Here is an 18965-nt window from a genome sequence, read left to right as displayed (position 1 = left end):
CGTGCGGGCGGGGTACTCGCCAGGCTGAGCAGGCCGAGCAGGCAGGGTGCACGCGACGGAAGCGAGGCAGCACGATGCGTTTCCAGGACCGCAGGGAGGCCGGTCGTGAACTGGCCGCCCGGCTTGTCGAGCGGCAGCGGCAGGGCCGGCTGGACGACCCCGTCGTGCTGGCGCTGCCGCGTGGCGGCGTGCCGGTGGCCGACGAGATCGCGGGGGCGTTGCACGCGCCCCTGGACGTTCTCGTCGTCCGCAAGATCGGCGCGCCGTACAACCCGGAGGTCGGCATCGGAGCCGTCGTCGGGGACCAGCCGCCCATCTTCGACGAGCGGGCGCTGACGGTGCTCGACCTGACGCCCGAGCGGCTGAGCGTCCAGGTCGACGCCGAGCAGGCCGAGGTGCGCCGCCGGGAGGAGCTGTACCGCGGCGGCCGGCCGGCGCCGGAGCTGCGCGGGCGTACCGTCGTGGTCGTCGACGACGGGCTGGCCACCGGTGTCACCGCGCGTGCCGCGCTGCGCGCCGTACGCGCCGCCGGCCCCGCCCACCTGCTGCTGGCCGTGCCGGTGTGTTCCCGTCAGGCGACGGAGGCGCTGCGCGGGGAGGCGGACGAGATCGTGTACGTGTACCAGCCTCCGCACTTCGAGGCGGTCGGGCAGTGGTACGACGACTTCGCGCAGCTCACCGACGACGAGGTGATCCGGACCCTGAGCGCCGCGCACGGCGGCTGACGCGCGGCTGGGCAACGCGCGGCCGGGCACCGCCAGGCGCGGGCGGGCGACGCGCGGGCGGACCAGGCTCGGCCGGGCACCGTCAGGGGTGTGCCCGACAGGCGTGGGACCGACAGGCGTCGCCCGTCAGCCGTGGCCCTCGCCCCGCTCATCCGGCTCGCCCGGTGGGGACGGCACGCCCCGGCCGGGTTCGACGACGTCGCGGCGGCCCCCGGTCTGGGCCTTCTCCAGTTGGGCGATCTCCGGGTGGTGGAGGTCGAAGGCGGGCGATTCCGAGCGGATGCGGGGCAGCGTCGTGAAGTTGTGGCGCGGCGGCGGGCAGGAGGTCGCCCACTCCAGGGAGCGGCCGTACCCCCAGGGGTCGTCGACCTCGACGCGCTTGCCGTGCCTGGCGGTCTTCCAGACGTTGTAGAGGAACGGCAGGGTCGACAGTCCGAGCAGGAAGGAGCCCATCGACGACAGGGTGTTGAGCGCGGTGAAGCCGTCGGCGGCGAGGTAGTCGGCGTACCGGCGGGGCATGCCTTCGGCGCCCAGCCAGTGGTGGACGAGGAACGTCAGGTGGAAGCCGACGAGCAGCGTCCAGAAATGGATCCTCCCCAGGCGTTCGTCGAGCATTTTGCCGGTCATCTTGGGCCACCAGAAGTGGAATCCGGCGAACATCGCGAAGACGATGGTGCCGAAGAGCACGTAGTGGAAGTGGCCGATGACGAAATACGAGTCGGTGACGTGGAAGTCCATCGGGGGCGACGCGAGGATGACGCCGGTCAGGCCGCCGAAGAGGAAGGTGACGAGGAATCCGATGGCCCACAGCATCGGTGTCTCGAACGTGATGGACGCCTTCCACAACGTACCGATCCAGTTGAAGAACTTCACGCCGGTCGGCACGGCGATGAGGAAGCTCAGGAAGGAGAAGAACGGCAGGAGCACCGCTCCGGTGGCGAACATGTGGTGCGCCCACACCACCACCGACAGGCCGGTGATGGCGATGGTGGCGCCGATCAGCCCGATGTAGCCGAAGAGCGGTTTACGGGAGAAGACGGGGAGGACTTCGGTCACCACACCGAAGAACGGCAGCGCCAGGATGTACACCTCGGGATGGCCGAAGAACCAGAACAGGTGCTGCCACAGCAGCGCTCCGCCGTTCTGGGGGGCGAAGACGTGGGAGCCGAACTGGCGGTCGGACTCCAGGCACAGGAGCGCGGCGGCGAGCACCGGGAAGGCCATCAGCACGAGGACCGAGGTCAGCAGGACGTTCCAGGTGAAGATGGGCATGCGGAACATCGTCATACCGGGTGCGCGCATGCCGATGATGGTGGTGATGAAGTTGACCGCGCCGAGGATCGTGCCGAATCCGGAGAGGACGAGCCCCATGATCCAGAGGTCGGCGCCGATACTCGGGGTGCGTTCCAGCCGGTTGAGCGGCGCGTAGGCCGTCCAGCCGAAGTCGGCGGTTCCGTTGGGCGTCAGCAGGCTGCCGACGACCATGAGGCCGCCGAAGAGGAACAGCCAGTACGAGAACATGTTGAGCCGCGGGAACGCGACGTCCGGCGAGCCGATCTGCAACGGCATGACGGCATTGGCGAATCCGGCGAAGGTGGGCGTGGCGAACAGCAGCAGCATCACGATCCCGTGCAGCGTGAATGCCTGGTTGTACTGTTCGTTGGAAATCAACTGGAGGCCGGGACGGGCGAGTTCGGCGCGCATCAGCAGAGCGAGCGCGCCGGCGAAGAGGAAGAAACCGAACGACGTGACCAGATACAGGTTGCCGATCTTCTTGTGATCCGTCGTGGTCAGCCAGTCCACCACGACACGGCCGCGACCGCGTCCCGCCACCGGTACCGGAGTGACCGGCTCCGTCGTTGTCACCATACGAATCCTCGTCAACGCACACGCACGGGCAGGACGCGCGGCAAAGTACCCCCTTACCGCCCTCCGAAACGCTATGCGTTGTGGCGTCGGCGCCGCGCGCTTTGCGCCCGTACGGCGCTGGTTACGTCACCCGTATTGGCCACTGCCGCCCGGACTCCCCCTTGTTGACAGCCGTCCCTCCCGCCCCGACACTCGTCGGACCCAGAAGGTGAACAGAGTTTCACTACGCGAACACACCGCTTCCCAGGGGCTGCTGATGACGTCATCGCCGCACACCTTCCGCACGGTCTTCCCGGTCCTGGCGCTGTGCTGGATGGCCGTCTTCTTCGACGGGATGGACGTCAACATCTACGGCGCCGTCATGCCGCACATGCTCGACGACCCGGGGCTCGGGCTGACACCCGCGAGCGCGGGCACGATCGGCAGCTGGACGACGTTCGGCATGCTCATCGGGGCACTCGCCGCCGGGAACGTCACGGACTGGCTGGGCCGCCGGCCGCTGCTGGTCGCCAGCGTCACCCTGTTCTCGTTCGGCTCGGCGCTGTGCGCGATGGCCGGGAGTCCGGCGTTCTTCGGGGCCGGGCGGTTCGTCGCGGGCCTCGGGCTCGGCGGGCTGATGCCGCTGTGCCTGGCCATGGTGATGGAGTTCGCCCCGCCGCGCCGGGTCGCGCTGACCACAGGGCTGCTGATGACCTCGTACCACGCGGGCGGCATGGCCGCGACGGGCCTCGGGCTGACGGTGGCGCCGAGTGCCGGGTGGCGCTGGGTGTTCTGGGCCGGGGCGCTGCCGGCCGTCGTCGCCGTACCGCTGCTGCTGAAGCTGCTGCCCGAGTCGCCGGGCGTGCTGCTCGCGCGCGGCGAGCCGGAGCGGGCGGACGCGGTCGCCGACCGGTACGGGCTGCCGCGGCCCACACCCGTCGAGGCCCCGGCCGCCGGGGCGAGGGGCAGGCTGGACGCGGTGCGCGGGCTGTTCGCGCCCGGTGCGCGCTGGGCGACGCCGCTGCTGTGGCTGGCCTCCTTCTCCGGACTGCTGCTGGTGTACGGGGTGTCCACCTGGCTGCCGCAGATGATGCGCGCCAACGGCTACGACCTCGGCTCCTCTGTCAGCTTCCTGCTGGTCATCAACGCGGGCGGCATCGTCGGCCTGCTCATCGCCGGGCGCACCGCCGACCGGTTCGGCCCGGTGCGCGTCTCGGCCATCTGGTTCGTGCTCACCGCGGCGGGGGCGCTGCTGCTGAGGTCGCAGCTGCCGCTCGGCTGGACGTACGTGGTGGTGGCGTGCACCGGTGTGGTGCTGTTCAGCGCGCAGGTCATGGTGTACGCGGCCACCAACACCCTCTACCGCGACAGCGAGCGCGCCGCCGGCCTCGGCTGGGTCGCCGGGGTGGGCCGGACGGGCGCGGTGTTCGGCCCGTGGCTGGGCGGGGTGCTCGCGGCGAGCGGCCACGACAGCTGGGGGTTCACCGCCTTCGCGCTGGCCGGGCTGCTGGGCGCGGCCGCCATCGCGTGCGTACCGCTCGCCGCGCGGGCGTCGCGCGGGACGGCTCAGCCCATCGGCAAGCCGGTGTAGTTGGACGCCAGTTCGGCGGCGGCGTGCGGCGAGGTGGCGATCCGGTCGAGCTGGGAGAGCTGGAGGCGGGTGTCGAACGGCGACTGGTCCGGGTCGGTGTGCAGGGTGGTCGTCATGAAGTACGAGAAGTGCTCGGCCCGCCACACCCGGCGCAGGCAGGTGTCGGAGTACGCCTCCAACAGCTCCTCCGAGCCCGTGGTGTGCCGGTGCGCCAGGGCGCGGGCGAGCACCACCACGTCGGCGACGGCGAGGTTGAGGCCCTTGGCGCCGGTGGGCGGCACGATGTGCGCGGCGTCCCCGGCGAGGAAGAGCCGGCCGTGGCGCATCGGTTCGGTGACCCAACTGCGCATCGGCAGCACGGACTTCTGGGTGACCGGGCCGCGCTTGAGCCGCCAGTCGGGCTCGGCGTCGAGCGCGAAGCGGGCGTCCAGCTCGTCCCAGACACGCTCGTCGGGCCAGTCGGCGGGGTCCGTGCCGTTCGGCACCTGGAGGTAGAGGCGGCTGACGGTGGGCGTGCGCATGCTGGCGAGGGCGAAGCCCCGCTCGGAGTGGGCGTAGATCAACTCGTCGTACACGGGCGGCGCTTCAGCGAGGATGCCGAGCCAGGAGTACGGGTAGGTCCGCTCGTACGTCGCCCGCACCCCTTCCGGTACGGCGCTGCGCGCGATGCCGTGGAAGCCGTCGCAGCCGATGACATAGTCGCAGGTCAGGGTCTGTTCCCGGCCCTCGTGGGTGTAGCGGACGCGGGGCCGGTCGGTGTCGGCGCCCTCGATGGCGTGGACCTCGGCGCCGAAGAGCAGGGGCCCACCGTCGGCGAGCTGGAGGGCGATCAGGTCCTTGACGACCTCGGTCTGGGCGTACACCGTCACTCTGCGCCCGCCGGTGAGGGACGGGAAGTCCACGCGGTGCGCGCGCCCGTCGAAGCGCAGTTCGATGCCGTCGTGAACCAGGCCTTCACGGTCGAGGCGGGCGCCGGCGCCGACGTCCCGCAGGACGTCGACGGTCGCCTGCTCCAGGATGCCCGCACGCTGGCGCCGTTCGACATAGGAACGGTCACGGCTCTCCAGGACGACGCTGTCGACCCCCGCGCGGTGGAGCAGCCGGGCGAGCAGCAGTCCGGCCGGGCCGCCGCCGATGATCCCGACGGTGGTGTGCATGCGCTCTCCTGTTCGTCCAGTGAAGTAAACTTCACGATATTGGGTGGGGTGAGTGTGCGCCCGGTGCCCGACGCTGTCAACGCCCGCCTCGACCTGAGCGACGGAGAGCCGATGCCTTCCACCAGCCCCACGGACCCACCGCCCGAGGCGGTCGCCCCGCTGATGCGCGGCATCGCCGTCCTCCGCGCGCTCACCGACGCCGCCGGGACGCTGAGCCTGAGCGAACTGGAACGCGCCACCGGCCTCGCCCGCGCCACCGTCGACCGGGTCACCGCCACCCTCGCGCGCATGGGGTACGTCCGCCTCGACGGCCGCGACGCCGCCCTCGCCCCGCGTCTGATGGAGCTCGGCAACGCCTACCTGGCCGCGATCCGCCTCCCTGGCCTGCTGGGCGCCCGCGCCGACGCCCTCGCCGACGAGCTGGACGAGTCGGTGTCCATGGCGGTCGCCGACCGGGACGGCATCCGCTTCGTCCACCAGGCGACCCGGCGCCGCGCCATGTCCCTCAGCTTCCGCATCGGCGACCTGCTGCCCGCCGAGCGCACCGGCCCGGGCCCCCTCTTCGCCGCCGACTGGACGGAGACGGAGTGGGCGCGCTGGCACGAGCGCCGCGCCGCCGACCCGGAGGACCGCGGCTTCCCCGCCGTACCGCCGCGCACCCGCGAGGTGCCCTTCGAGGCGCGGGTCGAGGAGGCGCGCGAGCGGGGCTGGGCACTGGACGACCAGCTGATCGAGCCGGGGCTGGTGGCCGTGACCGCGCCGGTCCGCGCGCCGGACGGGCGGCTGGTGTGCGCGGTGAGCGTGGTGAGCCACACCAGCCGGCACAGCGCCTCCTCGCTGCGGGAGGCGGCGCTGCCCCGGCTGCGGGCGGCAGTGGCGGCCATGGAGCGGGAGCTGCGCGAGGCGGCGCCGCCGCGGCCGGGGCCCCGGTCGGCCGCGCTCGCCGCGTGGACCGGCGCGTCCAAGCAGGAGCTGGGGCGGGACTTCATCGAGTCGCTCGCCCGGGGGCTGACCGTGCTCACCGCGTTCGGCGAAGGGCGCGACGCCCTGACCCTCAGCGCCGTGGCCGAGGCGACGGGCCTGGCCCGGGCCACCGCCCGGCGCGCGCTGATCACCCTGGAGCACCTGGGGTACGTCACCGCCCACGAGCGGACGTTCCGGCTGACCCCGCGCGTCCTGGACCTCGGGTATCCCCCGCTGTCCCGCACCACCCTGTCGGCGATCGCGGCACCCCATCTGGCCGCGCTCGCCACCCGGGTCCACGACTCGGCGTCGCTCGCCGTACTGGACGGCGACGACATCCGGTACACGGCGCGCGTCGCCACCAGCCGCATCATGAGCGTCAACATCACCGTCGGGACGCGCTTCCCGGCGTACGCGACGTCGATGGGGCGCGTGATGCTGGCGGGGCTGGAGCCCGGGGAGCGGGCCGAGCGGCTCGCCCGCAGCGAACTGCGCGCCCTGACTCCGTACACCGTCACCGGCCCCGCCGAGCTGGCCGCGATGCTGGACTCGGTCGCCCGCTCGGGGTACGCGCTGGTCGACGAGGAGCTGGAGGAGGGCCTGCGGTCCATCGCCGTACCGGTGCGCGACCGCGCCGGGACGGTCGTCGCGGCGGTCAACGTGGCCATGCACAGCGTCCGCCGCACGGCGGAGGAGTGCGTCGGCGACCTGCTGCCCCGGCTGCGGGCGGCGGCGGACCGGATCGAGGCGGACCTGGCGGTCGCGGGCCGCTTCACCCGCGTCGCGACGGGGTGATCAGAAGACGGAGAGGCCTGTGAGCGTGGTGAAGCGGTCCAGCGCCGCGACGCCCGCCACCGAGTTGCCGCGCCGGTCGAGGCCCGGGCTCCACACGCACAGGGTGCAGTGGCCGGGCACGACGGCGATGATGCCGCCGCCGACGCCGCTCTTGCCGGGCAGGCCGACGCGGTAGGCGAACTCGCCGGCGGCGTCGTAGGTGCCGCACGTCAGCATGACCGCGTTGATCTGCTTGGCCTGGCTGCGGGTGAGCAGGGTCGAGCCGTCGGCCCGTATGCCGTGCCGGGCGAGGAACCCGGCGGCCAGGGCCAGGTCGGCGCAGGACGCCTCCACCGAGCACTGGCGGAAGTACTGGTCGAGCAGGTCCGGCACCGGGTTGGCGATGTTGCCGTACGAGGCCATGAAGTGGGCGAGGGCCGCGTTGCGGCTGCCGTGCGCGGACTCGGACGCGGCGATCTTCTCGTCGAAGTCCAGGGCCGGGTTGCCGCTCTCGGCGCGCAGGAAGTCCCGCAGGCTGCCGGAGGCGTCAGCGGTCAGGGACTGGAGCCGGTCGGTGACGACGAGGGCGCCCGCGTTGATGAACGGGTTGCGCGGGATGCCGTTCTCGTGCTCCAGCTGCACCAGCGAGTTGAACGGGTTGCCGGACGGCTCGCGCCCGACGCCCTCCCACAGCGTCTCGCCGTCCATCGACAGCACCAGGGCGAGGGTGAACACCTTGGTGATGGACTGGGCCGAGAACGGCTGCTGCCAGTCCCCGACCCCGTACACCGCGCCGTCCAGCTCGGCGACCGCCATCCCGAAGCGGTTCGGGTCGGCCTCGGCGAGGGCGGGGATGTAGTCGGCGGGGCGGCCGCGGCCGGGGGTGGCGGCGATCTCGGCGGCGATGCGGTCGAGCACGGGACGGAAGTCCGTGACGGGCCGGGCGGAGGGTGACACGGCCCCCACAGTACGGGCTACGACAAGGCCGGCAGCACCCGGTCGGGGGTCAGTGGCAGCTCGCGGAAGCGGACGCCGGTGGCGTGGTGCAGGGCGTTGCCGATGGCGGCCGGGGTGCCGACGATGCCGATCTCGCCGATGCCCTTGCTGCCCATCGGGTTGAGGTGGGCGTCCCTCTCCTCGACCCAGTGCGCGTCGATGTCCGGGACGTCGGCGTGGCTCGGTACGTGGTAGGACGCGAGGTCCCGCTCGGCGAAGTCGCCGAAGACCGGGTCCATGGTGCTGTGCTCGGTCAGGGCCATGCCCAGCCCCATGGTCATGCCGCCGATGAACTGCGAGCGGGCCGTGCACGGGTTGAGGATCCGCCCGGCGGCGTACACGCCGAGGAGCCGTCGCACCCGCACCTCGCCCGTGCCGGTGTCGACCTGGACCTCGGCGAAGTGGGCGCCGAAGGCGTGCCGGGCGAACGGCGGGGTCCGTTCGGCGTCCTCGGTGGTGTCGGCGACGGCGGTCAGGCCCTCGACGGGCAGCGGGCCCACGTGGTGGGCGAGCCGCTCGGCCAGGCGGGTGCAGGCCTGGTGCACGGCCCAGCCCCAGGAGGCGGTGCCGGAGGAGCCGCCGGCGAGCGGGGCGTACGGGAGGCGGGTGCTGCCGATGCCGATGTGTACGGAGTGGAGGGCGGCGCCGAGCGCGTCGGCGGCGATCTGGGCGAGGACGGTCCGGGCGCCGGTGCCGATGTCGGTGGCGTTGACCCGTACATCGTAGCCGCCGTCGTGGAGCGCGGTGACGGTGGCGGTGGACGGTGAGACGAGCACGGGGTAGGTGCCGGCGGCCACTCCGGTGCCGGTGAGGAGGTGGCCCTCGCGGCGGACGCCGGGGCGCGGGTCGCGGTCGGACCAGCCGAAGCGGCGGGCGCCTTCGCGGAGGCAGGCGACGAGGTTGCGGCTGCTGAAGGGCAGGCCGGTGTCCGGCTCGGTGGCGGGCTCGTTGCGGACGCGCAGCTCGACGGGGTCGAGGCCGAGGGCGCCGGCGAGTTCGTCCACGGCCGACTCCAGCGCGTACATGCCGGGTGCCTCGCCGGGCGCGCGCATCCAGGAGGGGCTCGGGACGTCGAGGGGGACGACGTGGTGGTCGGTGAGGCTGTGGGGCGAGGCGTACATGACCCGGGCGGGGACGGCGCCCTGCTCGACGAACTCCTTGATGCGGGAGGTGTGGGTGGTGACGTGGTGGCTGAGGCTGATGAGGGTGCCGTCGCGTTCGGCGCCGAGCCTTACGCGCTGGATGGTCGGGGCGCGGTGCCCGACGACGGCCGCGAGGTGCTTCCGTGGCAGGGCGATCTTGACGGGCCGGCCGGTGTGGCGGGCGGCCATCGCGGCGAGCACGACGTGCGGGCGGGGCGTGCCTTTGGAGCCGAATCCGCCGCCCACGTGCTCGGAGACGACGGTGACCCGGTCCTCGGGGAGGCGGAAGAGCCCGGCGAGGACGGCGCGCACGGGGTTCGCGCCCTGGCTGGAGTCGTACACCGTCAGGTGGGCCCCGGCGCCCTCGCCGTCCCAGCGGGCGTAGGCGGCGTGCGGCTCCATCGGGTGGTTGTGCAGCGGCGGGACGCGGTAGGTGACGTCCACGCGTACGGGCGCGGCCGCGAAGGCCTCCTCGGCGTCGCCGCGCTCGCGGCGCGCGGGGACGCCGCCGTTGGCCTCGTCGGGGCGGTAGGCGTCCGGGTGGTCCTCGGTGAGGGTGACGTCATGGGGTTCGGTGGCGTACGTGACGTGGACGGCGTCCGCGGCGGCGCGGGCGTCCTCCAGGGTCTCGGCCACGGCGAGGGCGACGTACCAGCCGCGGTGCGGCACGGCTGCGTTCTGCAGGACGGCGAGCGTCGGGTCGTCGGGCTCGGCGAGGCGGGGTGCCGTGTCGGGGGTGAGGACGGCGAGGGTGCCGGGCAGGGCGAGGGCGGCGGCGGTGTCGACGGCGATGACCCGGCCGCGGGCGACGGTGGCGGGCACGGGCCAGGCGTAGGCGCAGTCGGGCGGGGTGTGGGCGAGTTCGGTGGCGTAGCGGGCGGTGCCGGTGACCTTCTCCCGGCCTTCGAGGCGCTCGGTGGCGGTGCCGAGGGCGGGGGCGGGCGCGGGCGGGACGCGGGTTCGGGTCCGGGTGGAGTGCATCGCTGGTCTTTCCGTTCGGAGGCCGGTTCAGGGGCGGGCGGCGGCCAGTTCGGCGAGGACGCGGCAGGCCAGGTTGTGGGCGAGCGGCACCTTGAAGGCGTTGTCCCGCAGCGGCTGCGCCAGCCCCAGTTCGGCGTCCACCGCGTGGGCGATGGCGTGCTCGGTGGGCGCGGCGCCCAGCAGCGCGGTCTCGGTGAGGCGGGCCCGCCACGGGCGGTGGGCGAGGCCGCCGAACGCCAGCCCGACATGGCGTACGGTCCCGTCCTCGGCCACGTCGAGGACGGCCGCGACGGAGGCGAGCGCGAAGGCGTACGAGGCGCGGTCGCGGGCCTTGCGGTACGCGGACGGCAGCCCCGCCGTGGTGGGCGGGACCACGACCGCGGTGATCAGCTCGCCGGGCCGGATGACGGTGTCCCGCTCGGGGTGGTCGCCGGGCAGCCGGTGGAACTCGGTGACCGGCACGGTCCGTCCGCCGTCGGGGCCGTGCAGGTGGACGGTGGCGTCGAGGGCGGCGAGGGCGACGGCCATGTCGGAGGGGTTGGTCGCGATGCAGTGCGGGGAGTGGCCGAGGACGGCGTGGTCGCGGTGGATGCCGTCACGGGCGCCGCAACCGGTGCCCAATTCGCGCTTGTTGCAGGGCTTGGAGGTGTCCTGGAAGTAGGGGCAGCGGGTGCGCTGGAGCAGGTTGCCACCGGTGGTGGCGATGTTGCGCAGCTGGCCGGACGCCCCGGCGAGCAGCGCCTGCGACAGGGCGGGGTGCCGGTCGCGTACCAGGGGGTGGGCGGCGAGGTCGCTGTTGCGTACGGTCGCGCCGATGCGCACGGACCCGTCGGGCAGCTCCTCGACGGTGTCGAGCGGCAGGCGGCTGACGTCGACGAGGGTGTCGGGGGCCTCGACCCCGTGCTTCATCAGGTCGACGAGGTTGGTGCCGCCGGCGAGGTAACGGGCGCCGGGGCGGGCCGCGTGCGCGGCGGCCTCTTCGACGCTTCTGGCGCGTACGTAGGCGTAGGGCTTCACCGGGTCACGTCCTCGACGGCGGCGACGATGTTGGGGTAGGCACCGCACCGGCACAGGTTGCCGCTCAGGCGCTCGCGGATCTCGGCGGGCGTCAGCTCCACGGGGCCCTGGCCGGAGGGCCGGCCCGGGTCGGTGACGTGCGAGGGGTGGCCGGCGGCGGCCTCGGCGAACACGCCGACGGCCGAGCAGAGCTGGCCGGGGGTGCAGTAACCGCACTGGAAGGCGTCCCGGTCGAGGAACGCCTGCTGGACCGGGTGCAGTTCTCCCCCGGCCGCGAGGCCCTCCACGGTGATGACCTCGGCCCCGTCCTGGGCGACCGCGAGGAGCAGGCAGCTGTTGGCGCGCCGCCCGTCCACGAGGACGGTGCACGCCCCGCACTGGCCGTGGTCGCACCCCTTCTTGGCCCCGGTCAGCCCGAGGTCCTCGCGGAGGACGTCGAGGAGCGTGGCGCGGTGGTCGACGGTGAGCGCGCGGGCCGAGCCGTTCACCTGGAGGGTGATGCGGGACCGGGTGGCTTCCGGGTCCGGTGCCTGGGGCGGGTCCGGGAGGGGGCCCGGGTCCGGCGTCGGGTCCGGGGCCGGGTCGGGTGTCGGCGTCGGGTCCGGGATGGGGTTCGGGATCGGGGGCGTGTGCGCGGTGCTCATCAGAAGGTCTCGTCGGCCTCGTCGGGGACGGTGTGCATGGCCGCCTCCTCGGCGGACGCCGCGGCTCCGGCGATGCCGACGTCGCGGGCGACCACGTCCTTCTCGTCGTCCGCGCGCACACCTTCGTCGGGCGCGACGAGGCGGCCGGAGCGGTCGCGGCCCACCTGGTCGTCGATGGGTTCGCCGTCGCCGCCGGGGAGGTCGCCGATGCCGTTGGACAGGTCGGCGGTCTCCGCCGCCTGCGTCGTGTCGGGCAACTCCTCGTTGAGCCGCTGGTCCAGGCTCTCGCGTTCGCGCTGCTCGCGGGCGGTGGTGCCGATGTGGTCGACGGCCAGCGGCCGCTCGGGCGGCGACCAGCCTTCGTCGTAGGGGTCGGCCTCGCGGTCCGACAGGGTGTCCTCGGGATCGAGGATGCCCGTGTCCTCCCGGTCCTCGGCAACGGGCTGGTAGACCTCGTCGCCCATCGAGCTCTCGTTCTCGGTCGCCATGGCGTGGCCTCCCGTGTGCTCTCCTGCTGCTCCTGGTGCTCCTGCTCGTATGCCTGATCGCGTATCCAGCCTGGAACAGGTCACACATCCCGGCATTCCGGACAGTGCGGGAGGGCGCGGGGCAGCGCGGCACGACTCGACGGCCCGGGGCACGTCGCCCGCCGGGCCGCCGAGGGGTTGTGATCACCTACGGAATGCGTCCTTCACCTTCTTGCCCGCCTGGCGCAGATCGCCCTTGGCCCGCTCGGCGCGGCCCTCGGCCGTCAGGCGCTCGTTGCCGACCGCCCGGCCGACGTTCTCCTTCGCCGCGCCCTTGGCCTCTTCGGCCTTGGCGGAAGCCTTGCTGGAACCCTTCTTGCGTGCCATGGCCACGCTCCTTCGTCGGCGTCTGCCGGGTGTGTGCCCGGCGCCGCACGGAGCAAACCTGAACAATCAGGACCATTCCGAATGATCTATCCCGAAACTTGACACATCCCAGGCCAGCACCCGCTCGGCCTCCTGGTGGGTGCGTTCGGCGAGCTTTCTCGCCTCGTTGAGCACGTCTCCGTGCTCCCGGACGAGCTGGTCGTATATGGGCGAGCCGGGCGGGGTGTGGCGCGGGATCACGTGCGGTTTCTCCTTCGGGCACGGGCGGCTGCGGGGTACCGGGGCGGTCCCGGCGCCCCGGCGCCTGCCCACCGCTCGGCGGATCATGCGGAATCTCTGCTACCGCTTTGCCGAACGTGATGCCCGTGCGTCCGTGTGTCCGCGCGGCCGTGGCGCGAACCGCTGTAGGCGGCGGCGCGCAGGCCGTGCAGCCGGTCGGTGGGGCGCAGTCCGGGCAGGCCGTGGAGGTACGGATCGGAGGTGGGCGTCGTCTCCTCCGGGTACGGCCGCGGCGTCCCGACGGTCAGGGTCGCGAACGTCCGCCAGGGCTCGCCGGGCGCGGCCGCGCGCAGCTCGAAGCGGGCGGGGCCGTGCTCCAGGGCCTGGCGCAGCGCGGCCAGGTCACCGCGTACGCGGCGAGGGCCCCGTACCGGAAAGGCCGCGATCACCCGTTCCCGGTCGCCCACCCGGTAGGACAGCAGGGTGGAGTACGGCCCGGCCAGGGCATCGCGCCTCAGGCGCGGCACATGGCGGCCGAGGCGGCCGGTTCCGCTGGACGTCAGCAGCAGGTCCAGCGGGGCGCCGTGCCCGCCCGCGTCCTCCACGCGCAGGGCGAGGCCCAGTCCGTCCGGCAGCCGCGCCGGCAGCCCGGCCGCCCGCGACCACCGCACCGTCACGTCGTACGAGCCCGCCCGGTCGAGCAACGGCACGCCCCACGGGGCGGCGTCCCCACCGGTCCCGGGCACGTCCAGCACGCCCGCGCACGTCAGGCCCTGCGGGTGGAGGGCCGGTGCCGAGCGCCGCCGGGCGATGCGCCGCGCTATGCCGAAGGCCCGCCTCTCGATCGCCACACCGGCTCCCTTCCGTCGTCGGACAGCACCGGGTACCCCGCCGGAGCGGAGACAAGGCGTGGGCGGGTCAGGTCACCGTACGGATGGACAGCTCGCTCAGGCCGATGCCGGCGACGGCGCCGAACAGCAGCGCCGCGATGCTCGCCGCCCGGCCGGCTCCGCCGTTCACGGGCGTGTCCGGCAGAACCTTGTACAGCACGGGTGCCACGACGAAGGGCAGGCCGAAGCCGAGGCCGATGCGCCAGTACGTCTCCGCCTCGCACGGACGCTGGAACCGGCCGCCGCAGCCGCTCGGATCCACGGCGAAGCCGGTGACGATGAGGTACAGCGCGCCCACGTAGATCGCGCTGTACCCGGCCGTCACACCGAACTCGGTCGCCCGCTCCCCGGCGGACCCGGACACCGCCCCACTTCTGCTGCCCGCTCTCGCCACGCCGCCCCCGCGCTCCCCAGACGTTCTCCGACACCGGAACGACCGACTCTACCGGGGGCTACCGGCCCTCCTGGGTGCGGCGTACACATGCGGCGACGACCTCGCGAAGGCTGCCGGTGCGGCGCAGCAGCTGGCGTTGGACGCGGGCGCCGTTGCCGCCGCTGAGCAGTTCGGCGAGGCCCTGGCGGGCGTAGGCCAGGTCGCCGTTCTCGTCGAGGGCCTGCTCGATGTGGGCGAGCAGGGTGTAGACGACCCGTTCGGCGGGGGCGGGGCGCATGGTGTGCGGGTGGATCAGCTCGTCGTCCAGGCCGGAGCGGCTGGCCCGCCAGGCCGCCGCGCGCAGCAGGCCGACGCCGTGGCGGGCGGGGGGTTCGCCCTCGCGCCACTCGCGGGCGGCGGTGTCCACCAGGCCGCGGGTGAGGGTGGCGAGGAGGGCGGTGGTGGACGCGTCGAGGCAGACGTCGGCGGCGCGGACCTCGACGGTCGGGTAGTTGCGGGAGAGCCGGGCGTCGAAGTAGATCATCCCCTCGTCGTGGAGGACGCCGGTGCGGATCAGGTCGCGCACCTGCTCGTGGTAGCGGTGTGCCGAGCCGAAGATCTCCACGGGGCCCGCCGAGGGCCAGCGTCCCCACACCCGGCTGCGGTAGCTGTTGTACCCGCTGTCGTGGCCTTGCCAGAAGGGCGAGTTGGTGCTCAGCGCGAGCAGGACGGACAGCCACGGCCGTATCCGGTCCAGGACGCCGACGCCCTCCTCGTCGGACTCGACCGACACGTGCACATGGCAGCCGCAGGTGAGCTGTTCCAGGGCGGTGAGGCCGAAGTGCTCCTGCATCCAGCGGTAGCGCTTGCCGCCGGTGAGGGCGGGGCCGGCGGGCAGGGGCGAGGTGGCGAGGGCGACCACCGCCGCCCCGGCCTCGCCCGCGTGCCGCGCGGCCTCGGCGCGCCAGCGCTCGATCTCGGCGGCCAGCTCCTTCATCCCGCTCTGCGGGTGCGTGGCGAACTCCAGCTGCTGGCCCTGCAGCTCCTTGGTAAAGGCGTGGGCCCTGCCCCGGCTCTCCTTGGCCGCGATCGCGAGCACGGCCTGGGACAGGGCGCGCGGCTCGCCGGTCCGCGGGTCCACGAGGAGGAGCTCCTCCTCCACTCCGACAGTGCGCAACGGAAACCACCTTTCCGATCGCATCCAGCGGGTGTTGGTCCAGCGGGGACTGGCCCAACGGGGACAGCGCGGGACGCACCATCATCCCGGCTGGGACGACGCTCCGCACCGGTCCGGAGGGCGGCCACCGGGGATCTGGCGAGTTCCCGACGTCCCCGGCTTGAACCGCGAGGGTCGCAGCGCGGCGGTGACCAGCTCGGCGACGCCGGGCAGCTGGTCGTCGAGGTAGAAGTGGCCGCCGGGCAGGACGTGCAGCTCGAAGGGGCCGCCGGTCTCCTCCTGCCAGGCCCGCGCCCCGGCGACCGGCACCCGGGGGTCCCGGTCGCCGGTGAGCACCATCAGGGGGCAGCTCAGCGGGGGGCCGGGGCGGCGGCGGTACGTGGACACGGCGCGGAAGTCGGCGCGCAGCGCCGGCAGGGCGAGCGCGCGCACCTCGGGGTGGTCCAGCACGCCGTCGGCGTCGCCGCCCAGCCTGCGCACCTCGGCGACGAGCCGTTCGTCGTCGGCACCGTCCGGTGGGAGCGCCGTGCCGGGCTGCCGGGGCAGTGCCGGGGCCTGCCGCCCGGACACGATCAGCGCGGCCGGCCGGGCGTGCCCGGCCGCCTCCAGCCGGCGCGCGACCTCGTAGGCGACGAGGGCGCCCATGCTGTGGCCGAAGAGCGCGAAGGGCTCGTCCGCGTACGGCCGCAGCTCGGGCAGGCAGGCGTCGGCGAGCGCGTGGATGTCGTCCAGGCACGGCTCGGCGAAGCGGTCCTGGCGGCCGGGGTACTGGACGGCAAGGGCCTCGATCCCGTCCGGCAGCGCGGCGGACAGCGCGCGGTAGGCCCCCGCGGCACCGCCCGCGTGCGGGAAGCAGAAGAGCCGGACGCCGGCTGCGGGTGCGGGGTGGAAGTTCCGTATCCACGCGGTCACGTGGATCCTCCTCTGGCGGGCGGACGGCACTCCCGCGTCACCCTACTGGGTGTTATGCCACCGATCCGATGCGCCCCGTGGGGGCGACGGGGCCGTCGCGGTGGATCGGGGTGTGGGCGCCCGTCAGGGACACCCCGCTGCCGCCGCGCCGGCTCGCGACGATCTCCGCCGCGATCGACAGGGCGGTCTCCTCCGGCGTACGGGCGCCGAGGTCGAGGCCGATCGGGGAGCGCAGCCGGGCCAGTTCCAGTTCCGTGACGCCGGCCTCACGCAGCCGCTCGTTGCGGTCCTCGTGGGTGCGCCGGGAGCCCATCGCGCCGATGTACGCGACGGGAAGCTTCAGGGCCAGTTCGAGCAGGGGGACGTCGAACTTGGCGTCGTGGGTGAGGACGCACAGCACGGTGCGGCCGTCCACCTCGGTGCGCGACAGGTACTCGTGCGGCCATTCGACGACGACCTCGTCCGCCTCGGGGAAGCGGGCGGGGGTGGCGAAGACCGGGCGGGCGTCGCAGACGGTGACGTGGTAGCCGAGGAACTTGCCGATCCGTACCAGCGCCGCCGCGAAGTCGATCGCCCCGAAGACGATCATGCGGGGGGCCGGGACGCTGGACTCGACCAGCAGGGTGAGCGGCTGCCCGCAGCGCGAGCCGTCCTGGCCGATGGTGACGGTGCCGGTGCGGCCGGCGTCGAGCATGGCGCGGGCCTCGCCCGCCGCCGTGCGGTCCAGTTCGGGGTGGCCGCCGAGGCTTCCCTCGTACGAGCCGTCCGGGTGGACCAGCAGAGCCTGCCCCAACAGGTCTGCCGGTCCTTCCGTGATTCTGGCCAGAGCCGCCGCCTCCCCTCCGGCGGCGGCTCCGAGCGCGGCGGGGTAGACCCCGCCGCGGACCGGGGTGACGAGGATGTCGATGATGCCGCCGCAGGTCAGACCGACCGCGAAGGCGTCCTCGTCGCTGTAGCCGAAGCGCTCCAGGACGGTCTCGCCGTCCTGCAGAGCCTGTCGGCACAGGTCGTACACGGCTCCCTCGACACATCCACCGGAGACCGACCCGATCGCCGTGCCCTCGCCGTCGACGGCGAGTGCGGCGCCCGGCTGCCGGGGCGCGCTGCCGCCGACCGCCACCACGGTGGCGACGGCGAAGTCACGTCCCTGCTCGACCCACCGGTGAAGCTCCGCGGCGATGTCCAGCATGTCGGCCTCCTTACCGATGGCAGATGTGTCAAGGATCCCGTCAGTGCGCGGTACCCGTGGCGAAGTAGAAGATGAACACCGCGGACAACACCCACATCAGGATGCTCGGCTCACGCCACTTGCCTTGCGCTGCCTTGATGGCGCAGTACGCGATGACACCCGCGCCGACACCGGTGGTGATGGTGTACGTGAACGGCATCAGCACGACCGTGAGGAAGACCGGGACGGCTACGGACCAGTCGGTCCAGTCGACGTGCCGGGCGTTCTGCAGCATCATCGCGCCGATGACGACCAGGGCGGCCGAGGCCACCTGGCCCGGCACGAGCTGGGTGAGCGGGGTGAAGAACAGGCACGCGGCGAAGAACAGACCGGTGACCGAGGCCGACAGGCCCGTACGCGCACCCTCGCCGACGCCCGTGGCGGACTCGATGAAGACGGTCTGTCCGGAGGCTCCGGAGACACCGCCGATCGCGCCGCCGGCGCCGTCGATGAACAGCGCCTTGCTCAGGCCCGGCATGCGGCCCTGTGCGTCGGCGAGCTTGGCCTCCTGGCCGACGGCGATGATCGTCGCCATCGCGTCGAAGAAGCCGGCCAGCACCAGGGTGAAGACGATCATCGACACCGTGGTGTAGCCGAGGTCGCCCCAGCCGCCGAACTCCACGTGGCCGAGGAGTGAGAAGTCCGGCATGGAGACGGGGCTGCCGTGCAGGATCGGCGCTGTGCCGCCCCACGCGGATTCCTTGATCAGGCCGGCGGCGGTAGCCGTGACGGAGATGACCGTGCCGGCGACGATGCCGATGAGGATGGCGCCGGGGACCTTGCGGGCCTGCAGCATGAAGATCAGCAGCAGGGTGAAGCTGAAGAGCGCGACCGGCCAGCCGGAGAGCGAGCCGCCGACACCGAGGGTGACGGGTCCGCCGACCTCGCTCGGGCCGACGAAGCCGGCCTTGACGAAGCCGATGATCGCGATGAAGAGGCCGATTCCCATCGTGATGCCGTGCTTCAGCGCCAGTGGGATGGCGTTCATGATGACTTCACGGACACCGGTCACCACCAGCAGGCAGATCACGGCGCCGTAGATGACACACATGCCCATGGCCTGCGGCCAGGTCATGTCCGGGGCGACCTGGGTGGAAATGACGCCCGCGACACTCAGGCCCGCCGCGAGGGCGAGCGGGACCTTGCCGATGAAGCCCATCGCCAGAGTGGTGACGGCCGCGGCGAGAGCGGTGGCGGTGATGAGGGCCGGCTGGCTGAGCTTGTCGCCGGCCGCGTCCGGACCGCTGAGCAGCAGCGGGTTGAGCAGGAGGATGTACGCCATGGCCATGAAGGTCGTGACGCCGCCGCGCACTTCCTGCGCGACCGAGGATCCTCGGTGGGTTATGTGAAAGTACCGGTCGAGCCAAGACCGTCCGGCGGGGACACGGGAACCGGATCCCGCGTCATCGGCGACGGTCTTCGGCTCCACTGACGACTGGGTCATGGTGCCTAACTCCCAAGGTTCAAAGGGGCA

Annotated in this window: 18 protein-coding genes; 3 read left to right on the top strand and 15 right to left on the bottom strand. The window is 73.1% G+C overall.

What is annotated here, in order from left to right:
• Window positions 1-74: 74 nt before the first annotated feature.
• Window positions 75-725 carry a phosphoribosyltransferase family protein gene (locus BKD26_RS19290; RefSeq protein WP_084899580.1) on the top strand — a complete coding sequence of 217 codons (651 nt, stop codon included), beginning with the start codon at window positions 75-77 and terminating at the stop codon, window positions 723-725.
• Window positions 726-851: 126 nt separating this feature from the next.
• On the opposite strand, the gene ctaD is transcribed toward BKD26_RS19290, so the two are convergent.
• Window positions 852-2594: a cytochrome c oxidase subunit I gene (ctaD, locus tag BKD26_RS19285; RefSeq protein WP_084899577.1), complete on the bottom strand. Its 1743-nt coding sequence runs from the start codon at window positions 2592-2594 to the stop codon at window positions 852-854.
• 256 nt (window positions 2595-2850) lie between these two features.
• Here ctaD and BKD26_RS19280 point away from each other — a divergent pair, with 256 nt between their 5' ends.
• Window positions 2851-4164 carry an aromatic acid/H+ symport family MFS transporter gene (locus BKD26_RS19280; RefSeq protein ID WP_084899575.1) on the top strand — a complete coding sequence of 438 codons (1314 nt, stop codon included), beginning with the start codon at window positions 2851-2853 and terminating at the stop codon, window positions 4162-4164.
• On the opposite strand, the gene BKD26_RS19275 is transcribed toward BKD26_RS19280, so the two are convergent.
• Window positions 4140-5321 (bottom strand): 4-hydroxybenzoate 3-monooxygenase, encoded by a 1182-nt coding sequence (locus tag BKD26_RS19275; RefSeq protein WP_084899572.1) that lies wholly within the window; start codon window positions 5319-5321, stop codon window positions 4140-4142. The two genes, BKD26_RS19280 and BKD26_RS19275, sit on opposite strands and share 25 nt — an antisense overlap.
• Window positions 5322-5432: 111 nt before the next feature.
• Here BKD26_RS19275 and BKD26_RS19270 point away from each other — a divergent pair, with 111 nt between their 5' ends.
• Window positions 5433-7079 carry an IclR family transcriptional regulator C-terminal domain-containing protein gene (locus BKD26_RS19270; RefSeq protein ID WP_084900416.1) on the top strand — a complete coding sequence of 549 codons (1647 nt, stop codon included), beginning with the start codon at window positions 5433-5435 and terminating at the stop codon, window positions 7077-7079.
• On the opposite strand, the gene BKD26_RS19265 is transcribed toward BKD26_RS19270, so the two are convergent.
• The 13 genes from BKD26_RS19265 to BKD26_RS19210 form a co-directional block, all read right to left on the bottom strand.
• Window positions 7080-8015 carry a glutaminase gene (locus BKD26_RS19265; protein WP_084899570.1) on the bottom strand — a complete coding sequence of 312 codons (936 nt, stop codon included), beginning with the start codon at window positions 8013-8015 and terminating at the stop codon, window positions 7080-7082. It abuts the gene before it with no gap.
• Window positions 8016-8032: 17 nt separating this feature from the next.
• Window positions 8033-10177, bottom strand: a complete 2145-nt coding sequence (locus tag BKD26_RS19260) for a xanthine dehydrogenase family protein molybdopterin-binding subunit (RefSeq protein WP_084899567.1) — start codon at window positions 10175-10177, stop codon at window positions 8033-8035.
• Window positions 10178-10204: 27 nt separating this feature from the next.
• The gene (locus tag BKD26_RS19255; RefSeq protein WP_084899565.1) at window positions 10205-11194 is read right to left on the bottom strand and encodes a xanthine dehydrogenase family protein subunit M; all 990 of its coding nucleotides are present in this window, start codon (window positions 11192-11194) and stop codon (window positions 10205-10207) included.
• Window positions 11191-11838 (bottom strand): 2Fe-2S iron-sulfur cluster-binding protein, encoded by a 648-nt coding sequence (locus BKD26_RS19250; protein WP_084899563.1) that lies wholly within the window; start codon window positions 11836-11838, stop codon window positions 11191-11193. The genes BKD26_RS19255 and BKD26_RS19250 overlap by 4 nt, the downstream gene beginning before the upstream one ends.
• A complete protein-coding gene (locus tag BKD26_RS19245) occupies window positions 11838-12326 on the bottom strand; it encodes a DUF5709 domain-containing protein (RefSeq protein ID WP_084899560.1) in 489 nt (162 codons plus the stop codon). The genes BKD26_RS19250 and BKD26_RS19245 overlap by 1 nt, the downstream gene beginning before the upstream one ends.
• A gap of 183 nt (window positions 12327-12509) precedes the next feature.
• Complete coding sequence (locus BKD26_RS19240) at window positions 12510-12692, bottom strand: CsbD family protein (RefSeq protein WP_084899557.1); 183 nt, start codon at window positions 12690-12692, stop codon at window positions 12510-12512.
• 66 nt (window positions 12693-12758) lie between these two features.
• Entirely contained in the window at window positions 12759-12932 is a 174-nt protein-coding gene (locus BKD26_RS40315; RefSeq protein WP_179166602.1) for a hypothetical protein, read from the bottom strand.
• 83 nt (window positions 12933-13015) lie between these two features.
• The gene (locus BKD26_RS19235; RefSeq protein ID WP_084899555.1) at window positions 13016-13762 is read right to left on the bottom strand and encodes a hypothetical protein; all 747 of its coding nucleotides are present in this window, start codon (window positions 13760-13762) and stop codon (window positions 13016-13018) included.
• 67 nt (window positions 13763-13829) lie between these two features.
• On the bottom strand, window positions 13830-14165 hold the full coding sequence (locus BKD26_RS19230) for a hypothetical protein (protein WP_084899553.1): 336 nt from the start codon (window positions 14163-14165) through the stop codon (window positions 13830-13832).
• Between the two features lie 88 nt (window positions 14166-14253).
• Window positions 14254-15351, bottom strand: a complete 1098-nt coding sequence (locus BKD26_RS19225; protein ID WP_084899551.1) for a glutamate--cysteine ligase — start codon at window positions 15349-15351, stop codon at window positions 14254-14256.
• An 81-nt stretch (window positions 15352-15432) separates the two neighbouring features.
• Window positions 15433-16263, bottom strand: a complete 831-nt coding sequence (locus BKD26_RS19220) for an alpha/beta fold hydrolase (RefSeq protein WP_084899548.1) — start codon at window positions 16261-16263, stop codon at window positions 15433-15435.
• A gap of 52 nt (window positions 16264-16315) precedes the next feature.
• Window positions 16316-17452 (bottom strand): XdhC/CoxI family protein, encoded by a 1137-nt coding sequence (locus tag BKD26_RS19215; protein WP_073755092.1) that lies wholly within the window; start codon window positions 17450-17452, stop codon window positions 16316-16318.
• A gap of 40 nt (window positions 17453-17492) precedes the next feature.
• Window positions 17493-18935: an NCS2 family permease gene (locus tag BKD26_RS19210; protein WP_084899546.1), complete on the bottom strand. Its 1443-nt coding sequence runs from the start codon at window positions 18933-18935 to the stop codon at window positions 17493-17495.
• Between the last annotated feature and the right edge of the window lie 30 nt (window positions 18936-18965).

Source organism: Streptomyces sp. CB03238, from assembly GCF_002099185.1.
Taxonomy (GTDB): domain Bacteria; phylum Actinomycetota; class Actinomycetes; order Streptomycetales; family Streptomycetaceae; genus Streptomyces.
Note: the sequence above shows the minus strand (reverse complement) of the source record. Positions and strands in the feature narration are given on the sequence as shown.